This is a genomic window from Bradyrhizobium sp., assembly GCF_030654605.1.
GTDB lineage: Bacteria > Pseudomonadota > Alphaproteobacteria > Rhizobiales > Xanthobacteraceae > Bradyrhizobium.
Map to the genome: position 1 here is coordinate 1 of NZ_JAURXB010000013.1, position 25,277 is coordinate 25,277.

Annotated in this window: 29 protein-coding genes, 1 tRNA gene, 1 other RNA gene, 1 pseudogene and 1 riboswitch; of the genes and pseudogenes, 15 read left to right on the plus strand and 17 right to left on the minus strand. The window is 64.6% G+C overall.

Going from position 1 to position 25,277, the window contains the following annotated elements:
• From lysK to Q7U29_RS00950, 5 genes and pseudogenes are all read right to left on the minus strand, one after another.
• A pseudogene (lysK, locus tag Q7U29_RS00930) lies at positions 1-229 on the minus strand (lysine--tRNA ligase); the annotation flags it as partial.
• A gap of 130 nt (positions 230-359) precedes the next feature.
• On the minus strand, positions 360-1,274 hold the full coding sequence (locus tag Q7U29_RS00935) for a transporter substrate-binding domain-containing protein (RefSeq protein ID WP_304737438.1): 915 nt from the start codon (positions 1,272-1,274) through the stop codon (positions 360-362).
• A gap of 93 nt (positions 1,275-1,367) precedes the next feature.
• Positions 1,368-1,976 (minus strand): SCO family protein, encoded by a 609-nt coding sequence (locus tag Q7U29_RS00940; protein ID WP_304737440.1) that lies wholly within the window; start codon positions 1,974-1,976, stop codon positions 1,368-1,370.
• Between the two features lie 22 nt (positions 1,977-1,998).
• Positions 1,999-2,190 (minus strand): hypothetical protein, encoded by a 192-nt coding sequence (locus Q7U29_RS00945; protein ID WP_304737441.1) that lies wholly within the window; start codon positions 2,188-2,190, stop codon positions 1,999-2,001.
• 74 nt (positions 2,191-2,264) lie between these two features.
• A complete protein-coding gene (locus Q7U29_RS00950; RefSeq protein WP_304737442.1) occupies positions 2,265-2,801 on the minus strand; it encodes a hypothetical protein in 537 nt (178 codons plus the stop codon).
• Positions 2,802-3,135: 334 nt separating this feature from the next.
• Here Q7U29_RS00950 and Q7U29_RS00955 point away from each other — a divergent pair, with 334 nt between their 5' ends.
• The 5 genes from Q7U29_RS00955 (at position 3,136) to Q7U29_RS00975 (ending at position 7,144) form a co-directional block, all read left to right on the plus strand.
• Positions 3,136-4,794 (plus strand): FAD-binding dehydrogenase, encoded by a 1,659-nt coding sequence (locus tag Q7U29_RS00955; protein ID WP_304737444.1) that lies wholly within the window; start codon positions 3,136-3,138, stop codon positions 4,792-4,794.
• A 111-nt stretch (positions 4,795-4,905) separates the two neighbouring features.
• The gene (locus Q7U29_RS00960; RefSeq protein ID WP_304737445.1) at positions 4,906-5,256 is read left to right on the plus strand and encodes a RidA family protein; all 351 of its coding nucleotides are present in this window, start codon (positions 4,906-4,908) and stop codon (positions 5,254-5,256) included.
• A gap of 248 nt (positions 5,257-5,504) precedes the next feature.
• Positions 5,505-6,197, plus strand: a complete 693-nt coding sequence (locus tag Q7U29_RS00965) for an RNA polymerase sigma factor (protein WP_304737446.1) — start codon at positions 5,505-5,507, stop codon at positions 6,195-6,197.
• 94 nt (positions 6,198-6,291) lie between these two features.
• Positions 6,292-6,816 carry a DUF4142 domain-containing protein gene (locus tag Q7U29_RS00970; RefSeq protein WP_304737448.1) on the plus strand — a complete coding sequence of 175 codons (525 nt, stop codon included), beginning with the start codon at positions 6,292-6,294 and terminating at the stop codon, positions 6,814-6,816.
• 10 nt (positions 6,817-6,826) lie between these two features.
• Complete coding sequence (locus Q7U29_RS00975; RefSeq protein ID WP_304737450.1) at positions 6,827-7,144, plus strand: cupredoxin domain-containing protein; 318 nt, start codon at positions 6,827-6,829, stop codon at positions 7,142-7,144.
• Here Q7U29_RS00975 and Q7U29_RS00980 read toward each other — a convergent pair.
• From Q7U29_RS00980 to Q7U29_RS01000, 5 genes are all read right to left on the minus strand, one after another.
• Positions 7,141-7,737 (minus strand): hypothetical protein, encoded by a 597-nt coding sequence (locus tag Q7U29_RS00980; protein ID WP_304737452.1) that lies wholly within the window; start codon positions 7,735-7,737, stop codon positions 7,141-7,143. The genes Q7U29_RS00975 and Q7U29_RS00980 overlap by 4 nt on opposite strands.
• A gap of 122 nt (positions 7,738-7,859) precedes the next feature.
• Positions 7,860-8,182, minus strand: a transfer-messenger RNA (tmRNA) gene (gene ssrA / locus Q7U29_RS00985).
• Between the two features lie 223 nt (positions 8,183-8,405).
• On the minus strand, positions 8,406-8,510 hold the full coding sequence (locus tag Q7U29_RS00990) for a type II toxin-antitoxin system HicA family toxin (RefSeq protein WP_257178554.1): 105 nt from the start codon (positions 8,508-8,510) through the stop codon (positions 8,406-8,408).
• A 138-nt stretch (positions 8,511-8,648) separates the two neighbouring features.
• Entirely contained in the window at positions 8,649-8,879 is a 231-nt protein-coding gene (locus Q7U29_RS00995) for a type II toxin-antitoxin system HicB family antitoxin (RefSeq protein ID WP_304737453.1), read from the minus strand.
• 117 nt (positions 8,880-8,996) lie between these two features.
• A tRNA-Gly gene (locus tag Q7U29_RS01000) sits at positions 8,997-9,070 on the minus strand.
• Between the two features lie 138 nt (positions 9,071-9,208).
• On the opposite strand from Q7U29_RS01000, the gene Q7U29_RS01005 reads away from it, so the two are divergent.
• From Q7U29_RS01005 to Q7U29_RS01020, 4 genes are all read left to right on the plus strand, one after another.
• Entirely contained in the window at positions 9,209-9,790 is a 582-nt protein-coding gene (locus tag Q7U29_RS01005) for a methylated-DNA--[protein]-cysteine S-methyltransferase (RefSeq protein ID WP_304737455.1), read from the plus strand.
• A gap of 9 nt (positions 9,791-9,799) precedes the next feature.
• Positions 9,800-10,639 carry an AraC family transcriptional regulator gene (locus tag Q7U29_RS01010; RefSeq protein ID WP_304737457.1) on the plus strand — a complete coding sequence of 280 codons (840 nt, stop codon included), beginning with the start codon at positions 9,800-9,802 and terminating at the stop codon, positions 10,637-10,639.
• A gap of 55 nt (positions 10,640-10,694) precedes the next feature.
• The gene (locus Q7U29_RS01015) at positions 10,695-11,054 is read left to right on the plus strand and encodes a VOC family protein (protein WP_304737459.1); all 360 of its coding nucleotides are present in this window, start codon (positions 10,695-10,697) and stop codon (positions 11,052-11,054) included.
• A 220-nt stretch (positions 11,055-11,274) separates the two neighbouring features.
• Positions 11,275-11,676 (plus strand): SRPBCC family protein, encoded by a 402-nt coding sequence (locus Q7U29_RS01020; protein WP_304737460.1) that lies wholly within the window; start codon positions 11,275-11,277, stop codon positions 11,674-11,676.
• Between the two features lie 27 nt (positions 11,677-11,703).
• On the opposite strand, the gene Q7U29_RS01025 is transcribed toward Q7U29_RS01020, so the two are convergent.
• The 3 genes from Q7U29_RS01025 to Q7U29_RS01035 form a co-directional block, all read right to left on the minus strand.
• Entirely contained in the window at positions 11,704-13,146 is a 1,443-nt protein-coding gene (locus Q7U29_RS01025; protein WP_304737462.1) for an MATE family efflux transporter, read from the minus strand.
• A gap of 306 nt (positions 13,147-13,452) precedes the next feature.
• On the minus strand, positions 13,453-14,505 hold the full coding sequence (locus Q7U29_RS01030; protein WP_304737464.1) for a hypothetical protein: 1,053 nt from the start codon (positions 14,503-14,505) through the stop codon (positions 13,453-13,455).
• A gap of 221 nt (positions 14,506-14,726) precedes the next feature.
• Entirely contained in the window at positions 14,727-15,422 is a 696-nt protein-coding gene (locus tag Q7U29_RS01035) for a VIT family protein (protein ID WP_304737465.1), read from the minus strand.
• Positions 15,423-15,599: 177 nt separating this feature from the next.
• On the opposite strand from Q7U29_RS01035, the gene Q7U29_RS01040 reads away from it, so the two are divergent.
• The 3 genes from Q7U29_RS01040 to Q7U29_RS01050 all read left to right on the plus strand — a co-directional run bounded on the left by Q7U29_RS01040 (position 15,600) and on the right by Q7U29_RS01050 (position 18,058).
• Entirely contained in the window at positions 15,600-16,844 is a 1,245-nt protein-coding gene (locus tag Q7U29_RS01040; protein ID WP_304737467.1) for an MgtC/SapB family protein, read from the plus strand.
• Between the two features lie 357 nt (positions 16,845-17,201).
• The gene (locus Q7U29_RS01045; protein ID WP_304737468.1) at positions 17,202-17,426 is read left to right on the plus strand and encodes a hypothetical protein; all 225 of its coding nucleotides are present in this window, start codon (positions 17,202-17,204) and stop codon (positions 17,424-17,426) included.
• Positions 17,427-17,521: 95 nt separating this feature from the next.
• Entirely contained in the window at positions 17,522-18,058 is a 537-nt protein-coding gene (locus Q7U29_RS01050) for a Fic family protein (protein WP_304737470.1), read from the plus strand.
• A 114-nt stretch (positions 18,059-18,172) separates the two neighbouring features.
• On the opposite strand, the gene Q7U29_RS01055 is transcribed toward Q7U29_RS01050, so the two are convergent.
• Positions 18,173-19,279: a 2'-deoxycytidine 5'-triphosphate deaminase gene (locus tag Q7U29_RS01055; RefSeq protein ID WP_304737472.1), complete on the minus strand. Its 1,107-nt coding sequence runs from the start codon at positions 19,277-19,279 to the stop codon at positions 18,173-18,175.
• 116 nt (positions 19,280-19,395) lie between these two features.
• Positions 19,396-19,475: riboswitch (SAM riboswitch) on the plus strand.
• A gap of 74 nt (positions 19,476-19,549) precedes the next feature.
• On the opposite strand from Q7U29_RS01055, the gene Q7U29_RS01060 reads away from it, so the two are divergent.
• Positions 19,550-20,743, plus strand: coding sequence for an O-succinylhomoserine sulfhydrylase (locus Q7U29_RS01060; protein ID WP_304737473.1), 1,194 nt, complete (start codon positions 19,550-19,552; stop codon positions 20,741-20,743).
• Positions 20,744-20,884: 141 nt separating this feature from the next.
• Here the strand turns inward: Q7U29_RS01060 and Q7U29_RS01065 are convergent, their stop codons facing one another.
• Genes Q7U29_RS01065 through Q7U29_RS01075 form a run of 3 tightly spaced genes read right to left on the minus strand, consistent with a single transcriptional unit; the run spans position 20,885 to position 23,959 of the window.
• A complete protein-coding gene (locus Q7U29_RS01065) occupies positions 20,885-21,898 on the minus strand; it encodes an SGNH/GDSL hydrolase family protein (RefSeq protein WP_304737475.1) in 1,014 nt (337 codons plus the stop codon).
• A 13-nt stretch (positions 21,899-21,911) separates the two neighbouring features.
• Entirely contained in the window at positions 21,912-22,703 is a 792-nt protein-coding gene (locus Q7U29_RS01070) for an SGNH/GDSL hydrolase family protein (RefSeq protein WP_304737477.1), read from the minus strand.
• On the minus strand, positions 22,700-23,959 hold the full coding sequence (locus tag Q7U29_RS01075) for an OpgC family protein (RefSeq protein ID WP_304737479.1): 1,260 nt from the start codon (positions 23,957-23,959) through the stop codon (positions 22,700-22,702). The genes Q7U29_RS01070 and Q7U29_RS01075 overlap by 4 nt, the downstream gene beginning before the upstream one ends.
• Before the next feature lie 275 nt (positions 23,960-24,234).
• On the opposite strand from Q7U29_RS01075, the gene apaG reads away from it, so the two are divergent.
• Positions 24,235-24,627 carry a Co2+/Mg2+ efflux protein ApaG gene (gene apaG / locus Q7U29_RS01080; protein ID WP_304737481.1) on the plus strand — a complete coding sequence of 131 codons (393 nt, stop codon included), beginning with the start codon at positions 24,235-24,237 and terminating at the stop codon, positions 24,625-24,627.
• Positions 24,628-24,739: 112 nt separating this feature from the next.
• Entirely contained in the window at positions 24,740-25,141 is a 402-nt protein-coding gene (locus Q7U29_RS01085; RefSeq protein ID WP_304737482.1) for a PilZ domain-containing protein, read from the plus strand.
• The last annotated feature ends 136 nt before the right edge of the window (positions 25,142-25,277 follow it).

Below are 25,277 nucleotides of genomic sequence, written 5' to 3' on the forward strand. Positions count from 1 at the left end.
TGATCCTGTCCTCGGTCAGCACGCGAAAGGCGTGGCGCACCATGGTGGTGCGCGCCACTTCGCCGAAGGTGCCGATATGCGGCAGGCCCGATGGCCCGTAGCCGGTCGAGAACAGCACCTCGTCCTTTGGCTTCTTCTTCAGCCGCGCGACGATCGCCTTGGCCTGCTCGAACGGCCAGGCGTTGGATTGTTCGGCGAGCGCGCGCAGGTCGCTGGGGCTTGTGGACATCAGAAACGCTTTCTCAGTAACCGGGAAACCGGCTTGTTCGGATTTATAACCGTCATTGCGAGCGAAGCGAAGCAATCCATGGGCGCAACAAAGCAAGTGTGGATTGCTTCGCTTCGCTCGCAATGACGAACTAGAACGGGCTCACCGAAAAATAACGCAGCCACAAATCCGTGTAGCGGCCTTTTTCCCAGAGCCGGAACAGCGCCCAGTTCAGCGATTGCCGCAACAGGTCGTTACCCTTTCGCACGCCGATGCCGATGCCCTCGCCGAAATAGCGGCTCTCGACGAACGGCCCGCCCGAGAACGCGCAGCATTCGGCGGAATCGGTGCCGTTGATCCAGAACGCCAGCGAGATCGCGTCGCCGAAAATGAAATCGACGTCGCCGCGCCGCAGGGCCAGCCGCAGCGCGTCGTCGCTGGGATAAGGATGCAATTCGGCGTCGGTGAACATCGCCTTCAGGTAGGCCTCGTGCGAGGAGCCGGCGATGGCGCCGATCTTCTTGCCCTCGAGATATTCCGGGCGGACTTCCGCCATCACGGCGTCGCGCCGCGACACGAAGCGCGCCGGCGCGCGGTAATAGGGATCGGTGAAATCGATCCGGGCGCGCAATTGCGGCGTCACCGCCAGCGAGGCGATGATGGCATCGCCGCGGTTGCTGGCGATCGCATCCAGCAGCGTCTCGAACCGCCGCATCTGGACCGTGCAGGTCACCTTGATCTCTTCACACAGCAATCTGGCGAGATCGACGTTGAAGCCGGCCGGATTGCCGTCGGGGCCGGTGAAATTGAACGGCGGATAGTCGGTCTCGGTCAGAAACCGGATCACCGTGAGACGGGACAAATCGGGCCGGTCCGGACGCCGCCGCGGGTCCCAGAACCCGGGCACCGCCTGCGGGGCGGCCTCCACGGCGGGCTTTGCGACGGTTTGGGCCCGTGCCGGGCCACCGGACGGCGCCACGGCCAGCAGCAGAGCCGCCACAGCCAGGCCGGCGCGGACGCTTCGGAGCGGTCTTCCGGCTGATAACGGGAGGATCTGCGGCTGCATTGACGGCGGTTTTTCCGGATTTCGACGGCCTTATAGACCATCGGGCTCGCGACGCGAACGCCGTTTATCGGCAGATATCGGGGTGCCCCGGGGCTAGAGATACCGCTTGAGGTCGGCCGCGGCCTCCTCGGGCGTCCGTTTCAGATTGAACGGGGCCACGAACTTGCCGTCGCGGTCCATCAAATAGATCAGCGCGGTGTGATCCATGGTGTAGTCGCCGTCTTTCAGCGGCACCTTCTTGGCATAGACCCGGTAGCCCGAAATCACCTTCGCCACCGCCTCGGGGCTGCCGGTCAGCCCTTTCAGGTGCGGATCGAAGCTGGACAGATAATCCTTCATCGCAGCAACGGTGTCGCGCTCCGGATCGACCGAAACGAACCAGACGTTGATGCGATCGGCATCCTTGCCCATCGCCCGCAGCACCTCGGACATCTCGAACAGCGCCGTCGGGCAGATGTCGGGGCAATGGGTGAAGCCGAAGAAGATCACCGTCGGACGGCCCTTGAGGTTGGCCTCGGTCACGGTCTGGCCGGTCTGGTCGGTCAATTGGAACGGCCCGCCAATGGCAGCAGGCGCCGCCACATTGCGCAATCCGCCCGTCGCCCACAGCATCAGCACGAGGCCGACCACGAGGCTGGCGCCGAAGGCGGCGAGGATGATCAGCGGGCGAACGGCCTGCGCGCGGGTGGGCTGATCCTTCATGATAATTCCTGACTGTCCGGGATCAGAAGCAGGCGGAGATGCCGGAGGCGATCATCTCGAAAAACACCGCGGTGCCGTAATGGAACCAGAGCGCCAGCGCGCCGGCCACCACCAGAGCGCCGAACGCAACAGCACCCAAAGCGATCGCCGACGCGAGTTTGCGGCCCGGCAGGATCGCGGGAATTTCGGGCTGCGTGGAAATCGGCTGAGCCATGGACAACCATCTGAAAGCGCTGGCGTCTGACCGGCGTTGCCGCCGGTTCGCCTGCCTGTTCCGTTCAGATAGGGCTAGTCGGGCTGCCGGGCAAGCGCCGCGGGATCGGGCGCGATCACTTCACGCTGACCGACGGCGCGATCCCGGCGCGACGACGGCCGGGGTGCGGCCTGGGCATCGAGGTAGCAGGGCTTGTACATCGCCTGCAATTGCTTGCCGCGCAGGAAAATCATCTGCGATTTCAGCCCGCCGCGCTGGGCGATCCACCGCCGGATCTGCGTCGGATACATCGAATACAGCATCTGCGTGGCTTCGGGATTGGTGATGGCGCGGCCATTGGCGCCAAAATCCCAGGCGGCGTGGAAGCCCAGATTGGCGGCGGAGGTCACGCAGATCCTGTCGTGGGGAACCGCGCCGAGCACGATGGTGCAGGCCGAGGCGCACAGACCGTCGATGATCACCTGCTCGCCCGAGGTGCGCAGGCCCTGATACTTGTCGACGTAAGTCCCGATCCGGCCGCCGCGGTCATCGGCAATGCGGACCACGGCATGGCTCGCCCCCATCCCCGCCATCAGGAGAACCGCCGCGAGCAACCCCGTCACGAGCTTCATGTCCCAGCCCCAGTCCAGACCTGTCGAACCCGAATCTGTTTGCCTTGTGCGATGCAAGGCGTTTCGCCAGCGTGTTGCCGGATCGCGATTTTGTCCAGATGGCGGAGACCACTCCCATCAAATTCAAATCAAGTGTTGCAGGCACGCTGCACCCGGCGGCGTGAAAAGGTCCCAAACTGGAACAAGTTAACAAATCCTTGCTACTCCCTGACGCGGCTTGAGCGCTTTCCCGGGCACACCCTGGCCGCGGCAGGCGTCCGTTTGCCGTTGACCGCGGTAAAGGGTGCGGGCTTCAATCGCGCAAGTCGGCGGGCAAGACGGGGGGAATGACGCATTGGCACAGGATGCGGATGTAATCGTGGTCGGCGCGGGCCTTGCGGGTCTCGTCGCGGCAACCGAAATCGCCGACGCCGGCAAGCGCGTCATCGTGGTCGACCAGGAGGGCGAACAGAGCCTCGGCGGCCAGGCCTTCTGGTCGTTCGGCGGATTGTTCCTGGTCGACAGCCCGGAACAGCGCCGACTCGGCATCAAGGACAGTTTCGACCTCGCGCTGCAGGACTGGATGGGATCGGCGGGATTCGACCGCGACGACGACCACTGGCCGCGGCGCTGGGCCGAAGCCTATGTGGCATTCGCCGCGGGCGAAAAGCGCGAATGGCTGCGGGCCATGGGCCACCGGATCTTCCCCGTGGTCGGCTGGGCCGAACGCGGCGGCTACGACGCGATGAGCCACGGCAATTCGGTGCCCCGGTTCCATGTCACCTGGGGCACCGGCCCCGGCATCGTCGAGCCGTTCGAGCGGCGCGCGCAACTGGCGCAGGCCGGCGGCTACCTGACCTTCAAGTTCCGCTATCGCGTCGACGCGCTCTCGATCACCAACGGCACCGTCGATGGCGTCAGCGGCACCATCCTCGCGCCCGACAATGTCGAGCGCGGCAAGAGCAGTTCGCGACAAGCGGTCGGCGACTTCAACCTGCGGGCGCAGGCCGTGATCGTCGCCTCCGGCGGCATCGGCGGCAATCACGATCTGGTGCGGCAGAACTGGCCGAAGCGCCTCGGCGAGCCGCCGAAATTCATGATCTCCGGCGTGCCCGAACATGTCGACGGCCGGATGATCGGGATCACCGAGAAGGCCGGCGCGCGGCTGATCAACCGCGACCGCATGTGGCACTATGTCGAGGGCATCCAGAACTGGGCGCCGATCTGGCCGCGCCACGGCATCCGCATCCTGCCCGGTCCGTCGTCGATGTGGTTCGACGCGACAGGCAAACGCCTGCCGGCGCCGCTGTTTCCCGGCTCCGACACGCTGGGCCAGCTGCACTACATCATGGGCACCGGCTACGACTATTCCTGGTTCGTGCTGACGCAGAGCATCATCAAGAAGGAGTTCGCGCTCTCCGGCTCCGAACAAAACCCCGATCTCACCGGCAGGAGCTGGCTGGCGACCGCCAGGCGCGCCACCAACAAGGGCGCGCCGGCGCCGGTCGAAGCCTTCAAGTCCCACGGCGTCGACTTCATCGTGCGCGACAATTTTGAGGACCTCGTCGGCGCGATGAACAAACTCAGCGGCGACGATTTGCTGAAACCGGAATACCTGAAAGCCCAGATCGAGGCGCGCGACCGCGAGATCGCAAATCCCTACGTCAAGGACGCGCAGGTGATGAACATCCACAACGCGCGGAAGTATGTCGGCGACCGGCTGATCCGCACCGCCAGGCCGCACCGCATTCTCGATCCCGCGCAGGGCCCGCTGATCGCTGTAAAACTCAACATCCTGACCCGCAAGACGCTGGGCGGTTTTGAAACCGATCTGGACTCGCGCGTGTTCGGCAGCGAGGGCGCGATCATGCCGGGGCTTTACGCCGCCGGCGAAGCCGCCGGTTTTGGCGGCGGCGGCATGCACGGCTATCGCTCGCTGGAGGGGACGTTTCTGGGCGGCTGTTTGTTTTCAGGAAGAAATGCCGGAAGAGCGGCGGCGAAGGCGGCGGGGTAATACTCGGACAAGAAGACGTTCAGCATTTTCAGTCTCTAACTCGTCATGGCCGGGCTTTGCCAAGCACGCCCCCGCGCGCTAAGTAGTCGGCCCCATCTTCAGGAGAAGCATATGACCATCCAGCGTTTCGATACCGGCCCGCGAATGAGCCAGGTCGTCGTCCACGGCGACACCGTCTATCTCGCCGGCGTCGTCGCCAGCAATGCGGCCGGCGAAAGCGTCACCAGGCAGACCCAGGACGTCCTCGCGACCATCGACAGCCATCTCAAGAAGGCCGGAAGCGACAAGTCGAAGCTGCTGTCGGCGACGATCTATATCACCGACATGAAGACCTTTCCCGAGATGAACGCGGTGTGGGACGGCTGGGTGTCGGCAGGCAATACCCCGGCGCGCGCCACCGTCGAGGCCAAGCTGGCGTCGCCGCAGTATAACGTCGAGATCATGGTGATCGCGGCGAAGTAACGCGGGCAGATTTCTTCTCCCCTCCCCCCGCGAGCGAAGCGAGTGGTGGGGAGGGGTCGGGGGTGGGGGGTATATCGGCCTATTATTCTGCCAGCGAGTTTGCGGAAGCGCCCCCCACCCCCGACCCCTCCCCGCCACGCGCAAGGGCGCGTGGAGAGAGGGGAGAAGACCCGATCGATTTTCCGGGAACCTATTCGGCTTTACCGCATCCAACCGTCAGCCCTAACCTGTCGACGGATGGAGTCACCATGCGCCACGCACGCATTCCGCAGATCGAAGCGACCGGGACGGCCGACGCCGCACTGGTCGCCCGCGCGCTCGCGCGCGACGAAGCCGCCATTCGCAGCATCATGCAGGCGAACAATCGCAGGCTCTACCGGCTCGCCCGCGGCATCCTGCGCAACGACGCCGAGGCCGAGGATGTGGTGCAGGAGACCTACGTCCGGGCCTTCACCCATCTTGATGGTTTTCGCGGCGACTCCGCACTCTCTACCTGGCTCGCGCGCATCGCCATGAATGAGGCGCTGGGTCGGCTGCGCCGCCAGCGCGCCAGCGTCGATCTCGACGCCCTGGCGCCCGGCGTGCTGGAGGCGCAGATCATTCAGTTCCCGCTGTCGGCGCCGTCAGAGGATCCGGAAAAATCCATGGCCCAACGTGAAATCCAGGCGGTGGTCGAGCACGCCATCGACGAACTGCCCGAAGCCTTCCGCATCGTCTTCATCACCCGCGTGATCGAGGGCATGAATGTCGAGGAGACCGCGGAAATTCTCGGATTGAAGCCGGAGACCGTGAAGACGAGGCTGCACCGCGCCCGCACCATGCTGCGCGACAATGTCGAGAAGAAAATCGGCCCCGTGGTGATGGAGGCGTTTCCGTTCGCCGGCAAACGCTGCGAACGCCTGACCGATGCCGTGCTGAAGCGGCTCGACCTGCCCGCCTGAATTTTTCGGGAACGTTTTTCCTGCCGCGCCATCCAACCCCTGTGATCAACCACGCGCCTGGGCGCAACGCCCGGCGCCACAGGAGAGTAAGACCATGTTCGTTCGATTGAGCGCGGCAATCGCCGCGGTGTGCCTGCTCGGCAGTCCGGCCCTTGGGCAAGGTGCGGCCAAGCCGACCGATCCGCAGATCGCCCATATCGCCTACACCGCGGGCGTGATCGATATCGCGGCGGCCAAGCAGGCGATGACCAAGGCCAGCCACAAGGACGTCAAGGCCTTTGCCGCCGACATGCTGCGCGACCATGAGGCGGTCAACAAGCAGGCGCTGGACCTGGTGAAAAAGCTCAAGGTCACGCCCGAGGACAACGACACCAGCAAGGCGCTGACAAAACAGGCCGCCGACAAGCACGCCGAACTGGAAAAGCTGAAGGGCGCGGAATTCGACAAGGCCTATGCTGCCAATGAAGTCGCTTATCACAAGGCGGTCAACGGCGCGCTGGAGACGCTGCTGATCCCCAACGCCGGCAATGCCGAACTGAAGAGCCTGCTGCAGACCGGTCTCAAGATCTTCCAGGGCCACCAGCAGCATGCCGAGCATGTCGCCGCGGCGCTGAAGTAGGGAGCCGCCCATGAAGCCGGGATGGATTTTGCTTTTCGCTGCCTCTCTGATGACGGCAATATCCGTCCCGGCAACGGCCGCGACGCTTCAGATCACCATGGATAATCTGGTGATCTCGCCGTCCGAAGCCTCGGCCGAGGTCGGCGACACCATCGAATGGATCAATAAGGATGTCTTCGTCCATACCGCCACCGCGCGAAACGGCGACTTCGACATCAACATGCCCGCAAAGAAGACCGTCACGTCGGTTCTGAAGAAAGCAGGCACCATTGAATATTACTGCCGCTTCCATCCCAACATGAAGGCGACGCTGACGGTCGCGCCTTAGGCCGGCGCGGTGGCCCCGGCCGGCCGGGGCAATCGTGCCCGCAGCGCCTGCGCCAGCCCGACCGCGACGCAGGCCTGCCAGACCGGATAGAGCACCGAGGTCAGATCGAGATCGAGCGCGCTGTCGAGCGCCAGCAAGACGCCGGTAACGGTGCCCGATATCAGCATTGGCAGCCACGCCGCGAAGCGGCGCGGACCGGCCGGCAGCAAGGCCAGCCCGAGCGCCATGATCCCGGCGCCGACCAAGCCACCGGTCAAGCCGGCGAGGATATTTCTCGGGATCTTGGCCAGGCCATCGGCTTGCGCGTCGACGAGGATCGCGGCGTGCACCGCGCAGACAAAGGCAATCATGGTGACGATGGCGGCGGCCAGCGCCGCCCACCCCGGATTGGCGGAGCCGCGCCGTACCAGAACCAACACCAGCGCGGCGAACGGAACCGCCACCAGCGCAATCCTGATATCGCCGGGCGAGCCGCCGAGCTTGTCGATCAAGGGCGGCAGCAGCGGCGTCAGGAGGCCGGTCGCAATGCCGGCGGCAGCGACCTTGAGGAGGTCGTGGCGGGATGTGTCGGAGGCAGCGATCGCGTCGGCCAACGTTCACCTCCCTGTTGCAGCGCCCCATGCTCTAGCACGGCGACGGCGGCACATGAAGTCGACGCGCCACGCGCCTCAGCGGCTCCCACAAATTAAAGCCGCGCCAGCCCGAGGGCTGACGCGGCGATGGCCGTTCTGTTGCTAGGTGGACCAACCCCGAACGGTTACGCCGCGAGGCGCACTTCGTTCAATGCAACGTTATCGTTTGCATTTAGGTTTTTGACCCGATAACGGCGGTATCATGCCGAGCACAATTCAGAGCTTCTTCGCAGCCATCGATCCTGTTTCGCCCCCGCCGTAGCAGCCTGCCTTCCGGCAAAACCAAGCTGCTAGGGTGGAGGCGCCGGGTACTGCCCCCGGGTCTGCCTGCAGTCCGCTCTGAGGTTCAGCGCCATCGTCTTGCGACCCCCCGAATATAGGCGCGATCGGGTGGAAATACTAGGCTGCCGGCCAAGGCCCCGGGCAAAGGGAACCGGCCGCCCCCCGGCACCAGCCGGCATATGCCTTGTCGAGATCGGCGATGACGATCTTTCGCATCTTCGGGCTGGAGCGGGCGAAGGGAATCGAACCCTCGTCGTTAGCTTGGGAAGCTCTTTGCAGCCGAAGGCGTAATCCGCCGTCATCTCATTGATCGCCGGGTTACGCCTTCGGCGAACTGCACCACGATTCTACAGAAGTTCTGTGAACTCCTCCACGGTCAGGCCGGTCTGCCGAATGATCGAGCGCAGAGTGCCGGGTTTCAGGTCTCGCCCGGCATGAACCGGAACAGTCACCGTTCGTGTCGGGTCTCCGGGATAAACAAGAACGTAACGTGATGACTCCCGACAGTCCGATCGACGACAAAACCCGCTCTCGTGAGTGCCTGGACAACACGCTTGCCGTTGACGGCAGGCAGCCGTCCACCGGCCATATCAGGCGGCCACCGTTACGTGGCGGATTTCGGGAGGAGCATCGGACGGCGGCGCCATTCCTTGCTCCCGTCGATATTCGAGGATTGCACGGATGGCCTCCTCGGCATTGGCGAGCGCTTCCTGTTCGGTATCGCCCTCGGTCACGACCTCGGGTAAAGCCGGGACAAGCACGGTAAAACCGCCGCCTTCCTGTGGCTCAAGAATGACGGAATAGCTGTAGCTTGCCGCCATCATGTGGCTCCTGTCGCCCATGGAAATTGAACGGAAACAACGCCATTTATCGTATCAAATCAATTGCGCCGGTCAAATTAACGAGCGCTGGAGACACGCATCGATTCAGAAGGCGACTGGAGCGGGCGAAGGGAATCGAACCCTCGTCGTGAGCTTGGGAAGCTCCTGCTCTACCATTGAGCTACGCCCGCGAGCCCCCTAATTAGCCGAGACCGGGCGGTCCGCCAAGCGCCTTGGCGCCCCTGCCCTCGCCACCCTTAACTTACCGCGAAGATTCCAGGTGCAGCCGTTTGTGACGGTGTTATGATCTCCTCGGGGTGGGTAGCGTAATGTCGGGGCGTGGGTACACCATTTTCGACACGATGATCGGCCGGTGCGGTATCGCATGGGGCCATGGCGGCATCGTCGGTGTGCAGCTGCCCGAGGCGCGCGAGATCGAAACCAGGCGCCGACTGTATCAGCTCTATCCCGATTCCCGCGAACAGCGTCCGCCGCCGAACGTCGAAGTCGCGATCGAGGGCATCGTGGCGCTGCTGCGCGGCCAGCCCGGCGACCTTTCCGACGTCACCCTCGACACCCTGGGCATTCACGCCTTCAATCTGCGGGTCTACCAGCTGACGCAGGCGATCCCGCGCGGCGAAACCCGCACCTATGGCGAAATCGCCGCACGGCTCGGCGCCCCCGGCGCCGTGCACTCGGTGGAGCAGGCGCTGGCCAGGAACCCCTTCGTGATCATCGTGCCCTGCCATCGCGTGCTCGAGGCCGGCAGCTATGCCGACAGGATGTCGCCGCACGGCGGCAGTATTTCCAAGCGCAGGCTGCTTTCGATCGAAGGCGCCCGCAGCGCCGTCAGCAGCAAGACCCTGTTCGACGTGCTGCTTCCCGTTGCCCCGCCGCGCCTGCAGGGCTAGCATCGCGGCATGATGAGGACGCCTCTGCTGCAGCGCGGGCTGATTACCGTGTCCGAGTTCCGGTGCACGGCCGGTCCCGACGACAGGCCGTTTGTCGAGCAGTTCGACCGCCATTCGATCTCCTATGTGCGCAAGGGCAGTTTTGGCTGCCGGACTCGAGGCCGTTCGTTCGAACTGGTGGCGGGATCGATCCTGGTCGGCCATCCCGGCGACGAATACCTTTGCAGCCATGAGCATTGCCACGGCGATGAATGCCTGTCGTTCTTCCTGACGCCGGAACTGGTGGCGGCGATCGGCGACCGCACCGAGGTCTGGCGGGTCGGCGCCGCACCTCCGCTGCCGGAATTGATGGTGCTGGGCGAACTCGCTCAAGCCACCGCCGAGGGGCGCAACGATGTCGGCCTCGACGAGATCGGACAGCTGTTGGCGAGCCGATTTGTCGAGGTGGTGTCGGGGCGCACGCAAAAGCCCACGCCGGCGACATCAAGGGATCGGCGCCGTGCGGTCGAAACCGCACTGTGGATCGATGCCAACTCGCACCGGCCGATCAATCTCGAACACGCCGCCGCGCAGGCGGGGATCAGCCCGTTCCACTTCCTGCGGCTGTTTTCCAGCGTGCTCGGGGTTACCCCGCATCAGTATCTGGTGCGCTCGCGGCTGCGCCATGCCGCGCGGCTATTGGCCGACGACGAAATCTCCGTGACGGATGTCGCCTATGACGTCGGTTTCGCCGATCTCTCCAATTTCGTCCGCACCTTCCACCGCGCCGCCGGGGTTTCGCCGCGCCGGTTCCGTGAGGCCTCGCGGGGGAACCGCAAGATTTTCCAAGAACGCCTCGCTTTGCACTGACTAGGGTCGTCTCCGAACCGCGCGCCTGTCCGCGCGCCATGCATCGGAGATCATCATGTACGACCACATCGGATTGAAGGTTAAAAGTCTCGACGCCAGCGTGCGCTTCTATTCCGCGGCACTGGCGCCGCTCGGATTCGTGCTGTGCTCGCGCGACGACAGCGGCGCCGGCTTCGGCCCCAAGGGCGAACCGGCGCTCTGGCTGCATCTGCACAAGGGCCCGGCCAATGGCGGCGCCCATGTCGCTTTCCGCGCGCCCGATCACGCCGCCATCAAGAAATTTCACAGCGAGGGACTGAAAGCCGGCGGCAGCGACAACGGCGGCGCCGGCCCGCGCGCCGACTACAGCCCGACCTACTATGCGGCGTTCCTGATCGATCCCGACGGCAACAATGTCGAGGCGGTTTGCACGTAGGCGTCAAAGCACTCACCAACCTCATCCTCAGGAGTTGTTACTCCTCGAACCACCCCCGCTTCCTCATGGTGAGGAGTGCGCCGGGCAGCGCCCTTGCGCTGCCCGGCGCGCGTCTCGAACCATCTGGCACATGACCTGCTGCCATCCTTCGAGACGCCGCGCGAAGCGCGCGCGGCTCCTCAGGATGAGGATCTCACTCCTTGATAGAAGGATCACTCCCATGGCTTCCATCCACAAAGACATGCCGCTCGACGCCCCTCCCGACGAGGTCTGGTCCGCAGTGAGCGATTTCGGCGCCTTGCACACGCGCCTCGTGCCGGGCTTTGTCACCGACACGCGGCTCGACGGCGATGCGCGGATCGTGACGTTTGCCAATGGCAGCGTCGCGCGCGAGCAGCTGGTCGATTGCGACGAGGCGCGGCGGCGGCTGGTCTATGCCATCGCGAATGAGCGGATCAGCCATTACAGCGCGTCGGTGCAGGTGTTTTCCGACGGCGACGCGCGCAGCCGGCTGGTCTGGATCGTGGATGTCCTGCCCAACGAGATCGCGCCCTATGTCGACGGACAGATGGATCTCGGCGCACTGGCATTGCAGAAAACCTTCAGGCGCGACGCGGCATGACCGCGGCGGGTTCTTTCACCGCGGCGATTACGACAGAGCCTCGCGGATGTCCGGCGCCGGGCCGCCCTTCGGTCCCCAACGCGTGAAGATGACGCTGGCGGCGGACAGCACGCCGAGCACGACCATGGAGGCCGCTGCCAGCGCGAAATAATTCGCCGGGGTGGCATCGAACGTCGCCAGCCACCAGCCGCCGGCGGCGACGAATACCAGCCGCGCGGTTTGCGACAGCACCGGTCCCAGCACCTTCGCCGCCCCCTGCGAGGAGAAATACATCGAGATCGACAGCCCGATGAAGGCGTACATCGGCGCCGCGATCGACAGATATTGCCGGCTGGCGGCGCGCACGCCCGGATCGTCGGTGAAGATGTTGACCCAGAGATCGGGAAATGCCGCGATCACGCTGGCGAAGGCGCCGACCGACACGAAGGCGACGCAGCCCGCGATCCAGGCGATCCGCCGCGCCCGCGCCACCCGCCGCGCGCCGATCGCCATCCCGACCATCGGCACCGAGGCGATGCCGACCGCGAACGCGATCGAGGTCAGCATGAATTCGAGCCGGGCGCCGACGCCGTAGCCGGCCAGGATTTCGGTGCCGAACTGCGCCAGCATGTGGGTGAAGATGGCGACGGTCAGCACCGACTGCAGCGGCGAGAAGCAGGAGATGGCGCCGACCTTCAGGATGTCGAAGAACATCGCCCACTGGATCCGCAGGCCCCTGATCTTGGGGACCACGCGCGCGCGCCCGGAAAAGATGTACCAGGCCATCACGGAGACGCTGATCACATAGGCGACCAGCGAGCCGGCGGCGACGCCGCGCATGCCGAACGACGGGATCGGCCCGAGGCCGAGGCCGAGGATGCCGCCGAGAACGATCTGGCAGGTGGCGGACGACAGCATCAGGAGCGACGGCAGCTTCATGTTGCCGGTGCCGCGCAGGATTCCCGCGAACGTATTCATCAGCCAGGGCACCACCGCGCCGCCGAAGAAAATCTGTACATAGCCGATGGCGTGGGCCAGCACGTTGCCGCGGCCGCCGAGCAGCTCCAGCAGCGTGGGCCCGAAGATCAGCATGCCCAGCATGAACACCAGGCCGAGGCTGATGCCGATCAGCATCGCATGCGCCGCCAGCGTCGAGGCTCGGTCGATATCGCCGGCGCCGATCGCGCGCGCGATTGCGGAGGCCACGCCACCGCCCATCGCGCCGCCCGACATCGTCATGGTCAGGATCACGAACGGAAACACCAGCGCCATCGCCGCCAGCGATTCGACGCCGAGCCGGCCTATATAGGAGGTCTCCGCGATCACCACGCAGGTGCCGGCCGTGAGCGCGATCACATTCGGCCAGGCCAGCCACAACAGCGTGCGCAGGATAGGCCCCTCGACCAGCGCATTCTTCACCGGCGCTTCCGGCGGCGGAAGCGGGCGCTCGTCGTCGTCTACGGGAATCTCGGCGACACCGATATCGGACATTTCTTCTCCCGCGCGCGTGGCGCCGCAGCCCGATCTACCTGCCGTGCTGGCCGTCTCCTAGCACCGATCCGGCGCGATTCCATGCGCGCCGGGCGCATGGGCCGCCTGCGCCTTCTTACCCTCCCCTGGAGGGGGAGGGTCGACGCGACTGAAAGGAGCGGCGGGGTGGGGTGACGGTCTCTCGTATCGATCAGTGCCCGAGTTGAGAGATCACCCCACCCCGTCTCGCATCTTGCGATGCGAGCCGACCCTCCCCCTCCAGGGGAGGGTAAGAAAGAAACACCGCTACTCGCGTCGGCAGCTCAATCAGCCGATCGACCAGACGAACGGCGGCTTGCCGCCCGGCGACGGTTTCAGGTGCACCGGAATATGCCGGCCGCAGCCGGCCGCGAGGCCCTCGAACAAGCCTTCGAGCACTTTGGCGCAGGCCGGGTGGTAGTCGCCGACATCGGCCATCAGCTTCCAGGTCTGCTGCCGGATTTCGAAGGCGCCGCCGGACTCGCTGATGTCGGCAACGTCGTCCTGCGCTTCAAACAATGCGCGCAGGAATCCATCGAACTCCTTCGCGCCGCCACGCCCCATGCCGAACGCGCGCGCGATCTCGTCGAAATACTGCATGCCGATCAGTCTGCCGGTGAGATGCAGGAGGTAGCCGGCGTCTTCGGGGCCGAACACCTGCACCATGACGGGTGCGGCGGTGCGCACATATTCCATGGCGTAGTTGCGGTAGGCCTTTTCCAGTCGTTGCTTCGGCCAGCTTGCGACCGGCAGCGCCGGCGCGGTGGCGGGATCGAACAATGGCGCTTCGAGATGGCGCGCGAATACCATGCGCTGATCGATCTCGAGCGGATGGTCGTATTCGCAGTAATAGCCTTCCAGCCCGTCCTGGCCGTCGACGCTCTGCTTGGTGCAGACGAAGCCGAGCCGGAGATCGCCAAGGGCTGCACCATTGTTGGCGTGCCAGCCGCGCAACATCGCCCGCGAGACTTCGCCGGGCACGCCGCAGATCGCGGTGCCCTTCCAGATCCAGCGCGGCGGCGGATAGCGGATCCAGGCCTTGGCGTCGTTCTCGTACATGTATTCGACATGGACGCCGCCGATCCAGTTGGAGAGATAATGATACTGCGCCGCCGCCACTGCCGGCGGCAGATGGCTGAGGCCGAGCTTTTCGAGACCCGGCAGGAAGCGCTCCTGCTGCTGGCGGCGAAACACCCGGAACACGAATTCGGCGGCATCGGCTGTGCCGCGCCGCGTCACCACGGTGAGAATGAGCCCGGTGAAAAACGCATGATAGAGATCGGCGACGCTGCGCCATTTCAGCCATTGCGCCTCGCGCGCGCCGTCCGTCGTCGCGTTCATGGAGAACTCCCAAAACCCTGGTTCCGCAGGCCGATGCCTCCAGCCTGAGGCCGACGGGTGCCCGCTCCCGACCAAGACATCGAAAACAACCCCATGCACAGAAAGCAAGGTATTGTTTTGGCGGGGTTTTCCATCGCACGAAATTCACGGCAGGCATCGTGAAATCCACCCGGCTGCGGCATTCGCATCCGGGGAACCCACCATCCGCAAAATTCCTGTGTTCACACGACCTTGCCGAACACGGCGCCGATTCCGGCCGTCAGCGCCATCGCGAAGGCGCCCCAGAAGGTCACGCGGATGGTCGGCTTCAGCAGGCCGGCCCCGCCGGCTTTCGCACCGATCGCCCCCAGCAAGGCGAGGAACAGCAACGATCCGGCCGACACCACCGGGATCAGGGCGCTGGAGGGCGAGACCAGCACGAGCACGAGCGGCGCCGCCGCCCCGACCGAAAAGGTCGCGGCCGACGCCAGCGCCGCCTGCACCGGGCGCGCGGTCGTGATCTCGGAGATGCCGAGTTCGTCGCGGGCATGGGCGCCGAGCGCGTCCTTTGCCATCAACTGCTTGGCGACCTCGCGGGCGAGTTCGGCCTCGACACCTCGCGCGACATAGACCTGGGCCAGTTCTTCCCGCTCGAATACGGGGTCATCGGCCAACTCCTGCTTCTCGCGGGCGAGATCCGCATGCTCGGTATCGGACTGCGAACTGACCGACACATACTCGCCGGCCGCCATCGACATCGCGCCGGCGACCAGGCCGGCCACGCCGGTCAGCAGCACATCGCTTTGCGACGCAGAAGCCGACGCCACGCCCAGGATCAGGCTCGCGGTCGAGATGATCCCGTCATTGGCGCCGAGCACGGCCGCCCGCAGCCAGCCGATGCGCTCGACGAGGTGGTTCTCTCGATGGAGCCTACTCATGCATCGATCCTGACGTGCGCGAACCGTCGCGTCGCGAACGAGACAGCTTCCCAAACAGCCGCGCATTCGGCAATGATCTGCATCAACATCGAGCGATTGCGGCGGGATGAAGTCGGTCGGCCGTGTTGACGGCAAGCGGCCGGCCACGCCGAATATGATCTGACGCACAGGAGCAAAATGTTCAATCTGCCTCCCCTGCTCCTGAACCTCGCGGTCGCGCTCGGCATCGGGCTTCTGATCGGCGCCGAGCGGGAGCGCCGCAAGGGGCAAGGGCCTGCCCGCGCACCGGCGGGAATCCGCACCTTCTCCGTCGTCGCGCTGGCCGGAGCCATCAGCGTGATGGTGGGCGGTGCGCCGGTGCTGGCCGTCACCGTTGCGGGCGTGGCGGCGCTGATCGCCGTCGCCTATTTCAGATCGCGCGACAAGGATCCTGGTCTCACCACCGAGATTGCGCTGGTGCTGACCGCGCTGCTCGGCGGTCTCGCGATGCAACAGCCCGCGCTGGCGGCCGGCATCGCGGTCGCCCTCGCCGCGCTGCTCGCGGCGCGCACTCCGCTGCATCATTTCGTCCGTTCGGTGTTGAGCGAGGCGGAGGTGAGAGATGCGCTGATCTTCGCCGGCGCGACCCTGGTGGTTCTCCCGCTGCTGCCCAACCAGGCGATGGGCCCCTATGACGCGCTCAATCCGCGCGCGATCTGGATCGTCGTCATTCTGGTGATGGGGATCAGCGCCGCCGGCTACATTCTCATCCGGCTGCTCGGCGCGCGCTTTGGCCTCCCGATCGCAGGGCTGGCAGCAGGCTTCATCTCCAGCACCGCGACCATCGGCGCGATGGGAATTCGGGTTCGGAAAAGTCCCGGCATCCTCACCGCCGCGGTCGCCGGCGCCGCGCTGTCGACCGTCGCGACCATCGTGCTGATGTCCGTGGTGCTTGCCGCCACCAGCATCGCCACGTTGCGCGCGCTTGCGATCCCGCTGCTCTGCGCCGGCATCGCCGCGACCGCCTATGGCGGCTTCTTCACGATCCGGACCCTGCGCGAAAAGGACATGCCGGATCCTCAGCCGGGACAGGCGTTCAGCCTCCCGGTCGCGTTGCTGTTCGCGCTGACCCTTTCGGCGATCCTGATGGTCTCGGCGGCGCTGCGGGACTGGTTCGGCGAGACCGGAGTCATCGTTGCGGTCGCGGCCGCCGGCTTCGTCGACACGCACTCCGCTGCCATCGCGGTGGCTTCGCTGGTGGCCTCCGGAAAGATGACCGCTGCCGACGCGGTGTTTCCCGTGCTCGCCGCGCTCACCACCAACACCGCCAGCAAGATCGTATTTGCCTGGAGCAGCGGCAGCCGGTCGTTCGCGTTGCGCCTGATCCCGGGCCTGATGCTGGTCGCCGTCGCGGCCTGGGCCGGCGCACTGCTGATGCGGTAGGCGATTCGGCGGCGGGGTGTTCGTGCCCCGGATGCTGCGCAGCGGCCCCTGCAGCGTGGTGCGCTGCCGGGCCGGGGCCCCACGCTTAGTCGCAGCAAATGGGTCCCGGCGCAGCCGAGAGCGCGGCCGGGACACGAGGCCGACCCCCAGAACGTTTTCCCGTATCCTCGATTTGACTGAAGATTCCTTAACTGAATAAGCGCATCTCGCCCGCATTCGGAGGCATACCGCGCCCACAAACCGCCAATTCCACGGGGTCATACTCAATTTGCACGTAAATCCGCGCCCTTTCGCGTTTCAGGGTGATCGCTTATACTCTGCAGACAGTGCGACACTGCTTCTCAGGAACGCTTCGCCATGAACATCGCCGGATTCCCCTCACTGGACGAAACCAAGGAGCGCCTGCCCAAGGACGTCGAGCGCGCTGCGCGGGCGGACAGCGTCAGGAACGCGATCGCGATCACCATGATGGAGGGAGGACGGCCGTCCGCCTTCTGCCGCGAACTGCTCTCTCTCTACGAGACGGGAGCGATCTCGGGAGCCGAGATGCGAGAGCGCATGTTGCGCAAAGCGCGGGGCTGACCTTGTCGGACCCGTACCTCGTTCCCGGTACGGGCGTCCTCCGCAACAAGTTCGGGATCCTGAGCGCCGACGATCTCGACCGCCTGGTCGACGACATGGTGACCATCGAAGCGGCATACCTGTTCAACGAAGGTCCTCCCGTCAGACCCGCGCTCGCAGGCTGGCAAACCGTCCACAGGGCGATGTTCGGAGCCGTGTTCGACTGGGCCGGAGACTTCCGGACCATCCACATCCGCAAGCTCGACGAGAACGGCCAGCCCTCGGGCTACTTCGCCCGGCCCGACCGGATCGAAGCCGACGGCAGGAAGGCCATCCGCCACCTGGTGACGACGTTGCGTCGCGCGGCGACCGACGATATCGCACGGATTGCCGGCAATCTCGCGGAGGTCTACGGCCAATTGAATTTCCTGCATCCGTTTCGCGAAGGCAACGGTCGCAGCCAGAAGGTCTTCTTCAGCGCCGTGTGCAAGCCTGTCGGGATCGAACTCGTCTGGTCCGCCATTCCCGTCGAGGAGCACAACGTAGCCGCCAGCCGCGCGATGAACGACGACCCCTCGCTTATGAAGGAGCACTTCAGATCGATCGCGAAAAAGTCGGATCGCCCCGGACTCAAGCTGCGTCCCGGTACTTGATCGGTTTGGTAGCAACCTGCTGCCAAACCGCGGACATACTATGCTTCCGTTTGCGGGCGAACCTGGTCGCTCTGCGGGCTAACTATGGGCTGGCTTGCACGGAACACCGGCGCGTCACACCTTGAAATGCTTGCTCAGCTTCAGGCCCTGGGCCTGGTAGTTGGAGCCGATGCGCTGGCCGTACATGGCGTCGGGGCGGGCCAGCATTTTCTCGTAGACCAAGCGGCCGACGATCTGGCCGTGCTCGAGAATGAACGGCACTTCGCGCGAGCGCACTTCCAGCACCGCGCGCGAGCCTTGCCCGCCGGCGCCGGCATAGCCGAAACCCGGATCGAAGAAGCCGGCATAATGCACGCGGAATTCACCTACCAGCGGATCGAACGGCACCATTTCCGCGGCGTAATCCGGCGGTACCTGGACGGCTTCTTTCGACGCCAGAATATAGAACTCGCCGGGATCGAGAATGAGGCTGCCGTCGGGCCGCGCCGCGATCGGTTCCCAGAATTCACCGACGGCGTAGCCGCCGCGGCGGTCGATATCGACCACGCCGGTGTGACGCTTGGCGCGATAGCCGACGAATCCGCCGGAGTTTTCGCCCTGGAGGTCGACGCTGAGCGCCACGCCGTTGACGAGATCGGCGTCGTCGACATCGACCAGCCGCTCCAGATCATGCAGCGCGTCGAGTTCGTCGGCGGAGAGGATGGCGTCGCCGGTGCGGAAGCGCACCTGTGACAGCCGCGAGCCCTCGCGCAGCAGCACCGGAAAGGTCTTCGGGCTGATCTCGGCATAGAGCGGGCCGTGATAGCCGGCGCCGATCATGTCGAAGCGCCTTGTGCCGTCGGCGATGACGCGGGTGAAGACGTCGAGCCGGCCGGTCGAACTCTTGGGATTGGCGGCGGCGACGATTTCGGGCGGCAGCGCGAGGCTCTCCAGCAGCGGCACGATGTAGACGCAGTTGGTCTCCAGCACCGCGCCGTCGGTCAGGTCGATTTCATGCAGCTTCAGTTCGTCGATCCGCTCGGCCACCGTGGCGCCCGGCCCCGGCAGGAAGCTCGCGCGAACGCGATAGGCGATGTCGCCGAGGCGCAGATCGAGGCTGGCCGGCTGGATCTGGCTTTCGACGAAGGGATAGGCCGGCAGAATGAGGCCGGCATCCGCCATCGCCGCGATCATGCGGTCGGGCAGAATGCCATTGGCGTCGGGCGAAAGCGTGAAGGTCACGGTGGGGGTCCTCAGGAAGGGCCGGGCTTTCCGGCCATCCAGACGCTGAAAATGCGGACTTTTACCGGTTATCCGATGGCCGCCTTGACGGAAAGGGCGCAAGGGAATATCAGCATGACTTATCCCGTGGTGATTTGAGCCGGCCGGCTTGCAGCCACGTTAAATAAGTCGCTAAACAGGCCGGGGACATGTGTGATCCCGGCTTGTGGAATTTTTTCCAGGCCGGTTTTTTTGTGACCATTTTTCGATGGTGGTCACGACGGAGGTCACATGTCTGAGACTAAATCCACCGCCCGCTACCGTCCCGAAACCCGGCTGGTCCATTCCGGCACGTTGCGCTCGCAATACGGCGAGACGTCCGAAGCGTTGTTCCTGACCCAGGGTTTTGTCTACGACTCAGCCGAGCAATGCGAGGCGCGATTCAAGGGCGAGCAGCCCGGCTTTCTCTATTCGCGCTTTTCCAATCCCAACATCTCGATGTTCGAACAACGCATGATCGAGCTCGAAGGCGCCGAAGCCGCGCGCGCCACCGCCACCGGCATGGCCGCGGTGACGACAGCCATTCTCGCTCCCCTGAAGGCCGGCGATCACGTGGTGGCGGCAAAGGCGATGTTCGGGTCCTGCCGCTACGTGGTGGAAGATTTGCTGCCGCGCTACGGCATTTCCTCCACGCTGGTCGACGGCCTCGATCTCGACCAGTGGCAGAAGGCGATGCGGCCGAACACCAAAACCTGTTTCCTGGAGAGCCCGACCAATCCGACCCTCGACGTGCTCGACATCGGCGCGATCGCCGAAATCGCCCATGCCGGCGGCGCGCGGCTGATCGTCGACAACGTGTTTGCGACGCCGATCTGGCAGAGCCCGCTGACGCTTGGCGCCGATGTCGTGGTGTATTCCGCGACAAAACATATCGACGGCCAGGGCCGCTGCCTCGGCGGCATCATCCTGTCGTCGGAAGCGTTCATCGCCGAGCACATCCACAATTTCATGCGCCAGACCGGCCCGTCGATGTCGCCGTTCAACGCCTGGGTGCTGCTGAAGGGGCTGGAGACGTTGGCGGTGCGCGTCCGCGCCCAGACCGAGACCGCAGGCGCCATCGCCGACGCGCTGGCGCAGCATCCGAAAATCTCGCGGCTGATCTATCCCGGCCGGTCCGACCATCCGCAGGCCGCCACGGTGAAGAAGCAGATGCGCGCCGGTTCGACGCTGGTCGGCTTCGAGGTCAAGGGCGGCAAGGCGGCGGCGTTCCGCACCCTCAACGGCCTGAAGATCTCGCGGATCTCCAACAACCTCGGCGACGCCAAGAGCCTCGTCACCCACCCAGCGACCACGACGCATCAGCGGCTGACGCCGGAGGCGCGCGCCGAACTCGGCATCAGCGAAGGCTTTATCCGGTTCTCGGCCGGGCTGGAGCATCGTGACGATTTGATCGAGGATCTCGTGGCGGCGCTGGAAAAGGCGTGAACCTCTATTGTCGTCCCTGCGAACGCAGGGACCCATAACCACAGATGCCAGCGATTCGAAAACTCGTCTGGCACCAACTTCCATCCGTTGGGCCGCGGCGTATGGGTCCCTGCGTTCGCAGGGACGACACGAGAGTCGTCCTCACATTGGCCGATACGTCCGCACATCGGACGGCACGTGGACGCCGAGCTTGATCTGGCCGACCGACCGGATGATGTCGTCGCCGAGCAGCTGGGCGAAGCAGGCGTAGCCCCAGTCGCTCATGTGCAGGCCGTCGGCGATGACGAAATTGTCGATCGGGATCGCCTGCTTTTCATGCCAGTCGCGCATCACCTCGAAGCGCGGGAAGATGCCGACATGACGCAGCTCGGCGACCTTGCCGAGCAGGTTGATCATCTTGCTGGCACTTTCGGCGCGCGCGTTGACCGCCGGCGAATATTGCGGATCGACCAGCACGAGGTCGGCGCCGACAGCCTGAATCCGCGCGATGCCTTCCTCGACCAGCTTGGCGGTCTCGGCGGGATCGAGGTTGCGCAGCACGGCGTTGGTACCGACCTGCCAGATCACCAGATCCGGCTGCCTGTCGAGCACGGCCGTCTGCAGCCGCTTCATCATCTCGGGGGCGTCCTCGCCGCCCTTGCCGGCGTTGACCACGGTGATGTCGGCGGTCGGATATTGCCGGCGCAGCTGTGCCGCCAGCCGGTTGGGATAGTTGAAGTCCGGCGAGGTCGAGCCATGGCCCTGTGTCGAAGACGAGCCGAATGCGACGATCAGCACCGGCTCACCGGCGGCGAGTTCGCTCGCCACGCGCGGCAGCGAGCCCATCTTCTTGACGCCGCCCTTCGGCGGCAGACAGGGCACGCGGCTGAAAATGTCGCCGGCCGATTTCGCGACTTCCTTGACCTTCTCGATCGCCCTGGAGGGAAGGCTCTTCTGCTGCGGATTGGCCGGGTCAGCGGCGACATTGCCGCTCGCGGGCGGCGCGGACGGCTTCGCAGCATCGGATGTGGCGGTGTCGGAGAGGGTGGCCTGCTGGGCAGGCTGAACGGCTTGCGCCCGCGCCGGCCAAATGGGCGCGGACGTCAGCAGCACGAATGCCGCGACGGCTGATAGCACCAGGGATGCAACGCGACGAAAAGGGTAGTGACAACTCATTAACGCTAGTTCCTCAATTCTGCTGAGCCGGGTCGACGCGAGCGGCCTCGATGACGAATTTCGCCAGCGCGCGGCCGATGCAATCATGGACGCGCCTGGCAAGGTCGAGACCGCGCGTCGGGCTGAACAGGTCGAAATCTCCAGAGTCATTCCAGTGATGCATGATGGCAAAGCGGTCGAACAGCGGCGTGTCGTATTGCTGCGCCACCACGCGCATACTGTCCAGATAGGGCGACGCGGAAATCATGGTTTCCGTGCGCGGGCTATATTGCAGATTCATCAGGACCACGTCGGCTCCCGCCTCCTTCAGCGCGACAACTCCCTCGCCCACCGCGCCGCGAAAATCCTCGGGATCGATCGATCGCATAGCATCGTAGGTGCCGGTCTGCCAGATGACCAAAGTAGGCTTTTTAACTTCCACCAGCTTAACGAGGTCTACCGCGACTTCCTCGGCAGTCTTCTTGATCTGTAGTTCTACGGACACGTCGATCACGGCCTTGGGCAGCATCTGCTTCAGCACCGCCTGCAACCTTGCGGGGTAGGCACTGGCCTCTGATGTAAAGATGGTTGACGAGCGGCTGCCCACCACCAGAATATCCAGAGGAAGACCGCTTTTGACGGCGTGCTCGACCTTTGGCAGCGTGCTCTCGGTCGTCAGCAGGTAGGCCGGGACCTCGCAACTGGCAGGCGCATCCTGTGTGCGCGCAGGCGCATCCTGGGCAAGCGCGGGCGCGACGGCCAAGAGGCCGACAAAGCAGCCGGTAAGCACGGTCAGGCCCAGAAGGGCCGCGGGATTGGACTTCATGAGCCCCCTCCTGCCATATCGGCGTTGCCAACGGCGCCTTTTTTCCGCGATGCACTCTTGTCGGCAGAATGCTTGTACCATGAGATGATCCACGCCATGCCGGACATAATGAGGATTCCGGCGACACTGACAACCAGGTGCATCGCCACGCCGCCGCCGGAAAACTCGGCCAGCACGAAATGGCCGGCGAAGGCCAGGAACACGCCGAGACAGAAGATCTCGAGGGAATGCTGCCCGCACAGGATCACCGGCCGCAGCCAGCGCGACTTCAATCCGGGCCAGTCCTTCGGCAGCAGACGCACCGTCACCGCCGCCAGCGCCAGGAAGTGCGCGAACCTCAACACGTCCATGTCGGTCTTGGTGATCGGATACATCCACTGCTCGATCAGCTTCGGCATCAGGAAATTCAGCTGCGGCAGGTGCCAGGTCAATGTCACGCAGAACGCGAAGAACAGGTAGGCGCCACAGATCCACATCGTGACCGGCGACGACAGGATCCGCGACATTCGCCGGGCGCCGCCCAGCGCGCACCACGCGCCGAACACGAACAACAATTGCCAGGCGAACGGATTGAAGGCCCAGAACCCGTTCGGATAGGCCGACAGGTACAGATCGAATTGCCAGGTGAGGGCATAGAGCACGACCGACAGCGCCAGCGTGACGTCGGCCCGCCATTTCATCAGCCAGATGATGAAGGGCAGAAACAGCATCAGCACGATATAGAGCGGCAGCACGTCCATGTTGGCGGGACGGAATCGCAGCAGCAGCGCCTGGATGATGGTGACGTCGGGCTGCTTGAGGAAATCCATGATCCCCATTTCTTCCGAATACAGCGGATTGTCGAACCTGGCGGCGACGTAGGAAATTTCCGCCAGAAAGATCGTGAACAGGAACACGTGCGCGACATAGATCTGCCAGACCCGCCGCAGGATGCGCGCGGTCGCGATCACGAAGCCGGCCTCAAGCATGGCGCGGCCGTAAACGAACGCCGCGGTATAGCCGGAGATGAAGATGAAGATTTCGGTGGCGTCGCTGAACCCGTAATTGCGGAACGTGAACCAGGTCAGGATATTGTTCGGTAGATGGTCGATGAAGATCAGCCACAGCGCCAGCCCGCGAAACAGATCGAGCCGCAGTTCGCGCTCGGCACCGGCGGGAAGCATAATCACCGGCAAGTCGACCGGCGCCGCGGCGGCGCGCGCATCCGCTTCATCCGCAAGCGGTGGTCCGGCAACTCGATCGGCAATGGACGTCATCTGGCACCGTCTGGAGATGAACTTTACCCGCCCGCCCGACACGAATGACAGTATCGGCACGCGGGTTGCAAGCAAGATACGCCGGAACAGCCCGCGCGGGTGCGCTTTAGGCGGGAACTTTGTTGAAACCGCGGTTGGAATTACAATTGCATGGCGGCCGTCATAACCGTCCGGTGGTTGGTTCCACCAGGACACTTCGATATGATGCGCTCGACGGACTTTGGAAGACCGCTGCTTGAAAGAATGACGCCTTGAATGAAAATTTGGAAGACAGCATGTACCGCGCCGTTACCCGCCAGATCGAGGTCACCGTCGAGCCGAACTTCCTGCCGGAACGCCCGCCGGTCGATCGCCGTCAGTTTTTCTGGTCCTACACCATCGTCATCACCAACACCGGCGCCGAGACGGTGCAGCTGCGGACCCGGCACTGGATCATCACCGACGCCTCCGGCCACAAGGAAGAAGTCCGCGGCGAAGGCGTGATCGGCGAACAGCCGGTGCTGGCCCCCGGCGAGCGCTTCGAATACACCTCGGGCGTGGGGCTGCCGACGGGATCGGGCTTCATGAGCGGCAGCTACCAGATGATGAGCGAGAGCGGCGAGCAATTCGAGGTCGACATCCCCGCATTTTCGCTCGACAGCCCCGAGAGCAAGCGGGTGTTGAACTAGCATGCGTTTTTTCCGCTTGCCGGAGAGGTAAAACGGGCAGCGTTAATCTTAACCGGCGCGCTCCGTAGTTGTGCGGATTAGAATTTCGTGCTGCAGCATTTAACTTTCCGGCATGCCGCGAACTTCCAAGCCGATGCCGGTCTGCCAGCAATGCCGGGTCGACATGACCCTCGATCGCATCATCCCCTGCGCCGCTGATTACGACATGTGGTCCTGGATCTGTCCGGAATGCAGCAGAGTCTTCAGCATGGTCGAACCGCAAACCGCCGATCGCACCCTGGTCGATGAACGGCGGGTCGTTCTGCGCCACGCCGTGACGACCCCTGCAACGATTGCGGCCGGCCGGCGCGAGATCGCCTGCACGGTTCACAATCTTTCCGCCTCCGGCGCCAGCCTGAGCCTGGCCAGTCGCCCGCGCCTTCCGAAGAATCTCATACTGATGACCGCCGGGTCGCCGCTGCCCTGCCGCGCCGTCTGGCGCAGGGGAAAACAGGTCGGCATCGCGTTCGATTAGGTGGTGACGCTTGTACAGCTGTCGTCCCGGCGAACCCAGGGACCCAAAACCACCGCCGGGTTTCGCATGCGAAGATATCTGACGCCTGAGCGTCAACGATAGGCCGCGGCGTATGGGTCCCTGCGTTCGCAGGGAC

Coding starts and splice junctions, on each gene's coding strand:
- Q7U29_RS00935 (WP_304737438.1), bottom strand. CDS start 1,274: ATGCAGCCGCAGATCCTCCCGTTATCAGCCGGAAGACCGCTCCGAAGC.
- Q7U29_RS00940 (WP_304737440.1), bottom strand. CDS start 1,976: ATGAAGGATCAGCCCACCCGCGCGCAGGCCGTTCGCCCGCTGATCATC.
- Q7U29_RS00945 (WP_304737441.1), bottom strand. CDS start 2,190: ATGGCTCAGCCGATTTCCACGCAGCCCGAAATTCCCGCGATCCTGCCG.
- Q7U29_RS00950 (WP_304737442.1), bottom strand. CDS start 2,801: ATGAAGCTCGTGACGGGGTTGCTCGCGGCGGTTCTCCTGATGGCGGGG.
- Q7U29_RS00960 (WP_304737445.1), top strand. CDS start 4,906: ATGACCATCCAGCGTTTCGATACCGGCCCGCGAATGAGCCAGGTCGTC.
- Q7U29_RS00965 (WP_304737446.1), top strand. CDS start 5,505: ATGCGCCACGCACGCATTCCGCAGATCGAAGCGACCGGGACGGCCGAC.
- Q7U29_RS00970 (WP_304737448.1), top strand. CDS start 6,292: ATGTTCGTTCGATTGAGCGCGGCAATCGCCGCGGTGTGCCTGCTCGGC.
- Q7U29_RS00975 (WP_304737450.1), top strand. CDS start 6,827: ATGAAGCCGGGATGGATTTTGCTTTTCGCTGCCTCTCTGATGACGGCA.
- Q7U29_RS00995 (WP_304737453.1), bottom strand. CDS start 8,879: ATGGCGGCAAGCTACAGCTATTCCGTCATTCTTGAGCCACAGGAAGGC.
- Q7U29_RS01005 (WP_304737455.1), top strand. CDS start 9,209: ATGTCGGGGCGTGGGTACACCATTTTCGACACGATGATCGGCCGGTGC.
- Q7U29_RS01010 (WP_304737457.1), top strand. CDS start 9,800: ATGATGAGGACGCCTCTGCTGCAGCGCGGGCTGATTACCGTGTCCGAG.
- Q7U29_RS01015 (WP_304737459.1), top strand. CDS start 10,695: ATGTACGACCACATCGGATTGAAGGTTAAAAGTCTCGACGCCAGCGTG.
- Q7U29_RS01020 (WP_304737460.1), top strand. CDS start 11,275: ATGGCTTCCATCCACAAAGACATGCCGCTCGACGCCCCTCCCGACGAG.
- Q7U29_RS01025 (WP_304737462.1), bottom strand. CDS start 13,146: ATGTCCGATATCGGTGTCGCCGAGATTCCCGTAGACGACGACGAGCGC.
- Q7U29_RS01030 (WP_304737464.1), bottom strand. CDS start 14,505: ATGAACGCGACGACGGACGGCGCGCGCGAGGCGCAATGGCTGAAATGG.
- Q7U29_RS01035 (WP_304737465.1), bottom strand. CDS start 15,422: ATGAGTAGGCTCCATCGAGAGAACCACCTCGTCGAGCGCATCGGCTGG.
- Q7U29_RS01040 (WP_304737467.1), top strand. CDS start 15,600: ATGTTCAATCTGCCTCCCCTGCTCCTGAACCTCGCGGTCGCGCTCGGC.
- Q7U29_RS01045 (WP_304737468.1), top strand. CDS start 17,202: ATGAACATCGCCGGATTCCCCTCACTGGACGAAACCAAGGAGCGCCTG.
- Q7U29_RS01050 (WP_304737470.1), top strand. CDS start 17,522: ATGGTGACCATCGAAGCGGCATACCTGTTCAACGAAGGTCCTCCCGTC.
- Q7U29_RS01060 (WP_304737473.1), top strand. CDS start 19,550: ATGTCTGAGACTAAATCCACCGCCCGCTACCGTCCCGAAACCCGGCTG.
- Q7U29_RS01065 (WP_304737475.1), bottom strand. CDS start 21,898: ATGAGTTGTCACTACCCTTTTCGTCGCGTTGCATCCCTGGTGCTATCA.
- Q7U29_RS01070 (WP_304737477.1), bottom strand. CDS start 22,703: ATGAAGTCCAATCCCGCGGCCCTTCTGGGCCTGACCGTGCTTACCGGC.
- Q7U29_RS01075 (WP_304737479.1), bottom strand. CDS start 23,959: ATGACGTCCATTGCCGATCGAGTTGCCGGACCACCGCTTGCGGATGAA.
- apaG (WP_304737481.1), top strand. CDS start 24,235: ATGTACCGCGCCGTTACCCGCCAGATCGAGGTCACCGTCGAGCCGAAC.
- Q7U29_RS01085 (WP_304737482.1), top strand. CDS start 24,740: ATGCCGCGAACTTCCAAGCCGATGCCGGTCTGCCAGCAATGCCGGGTC.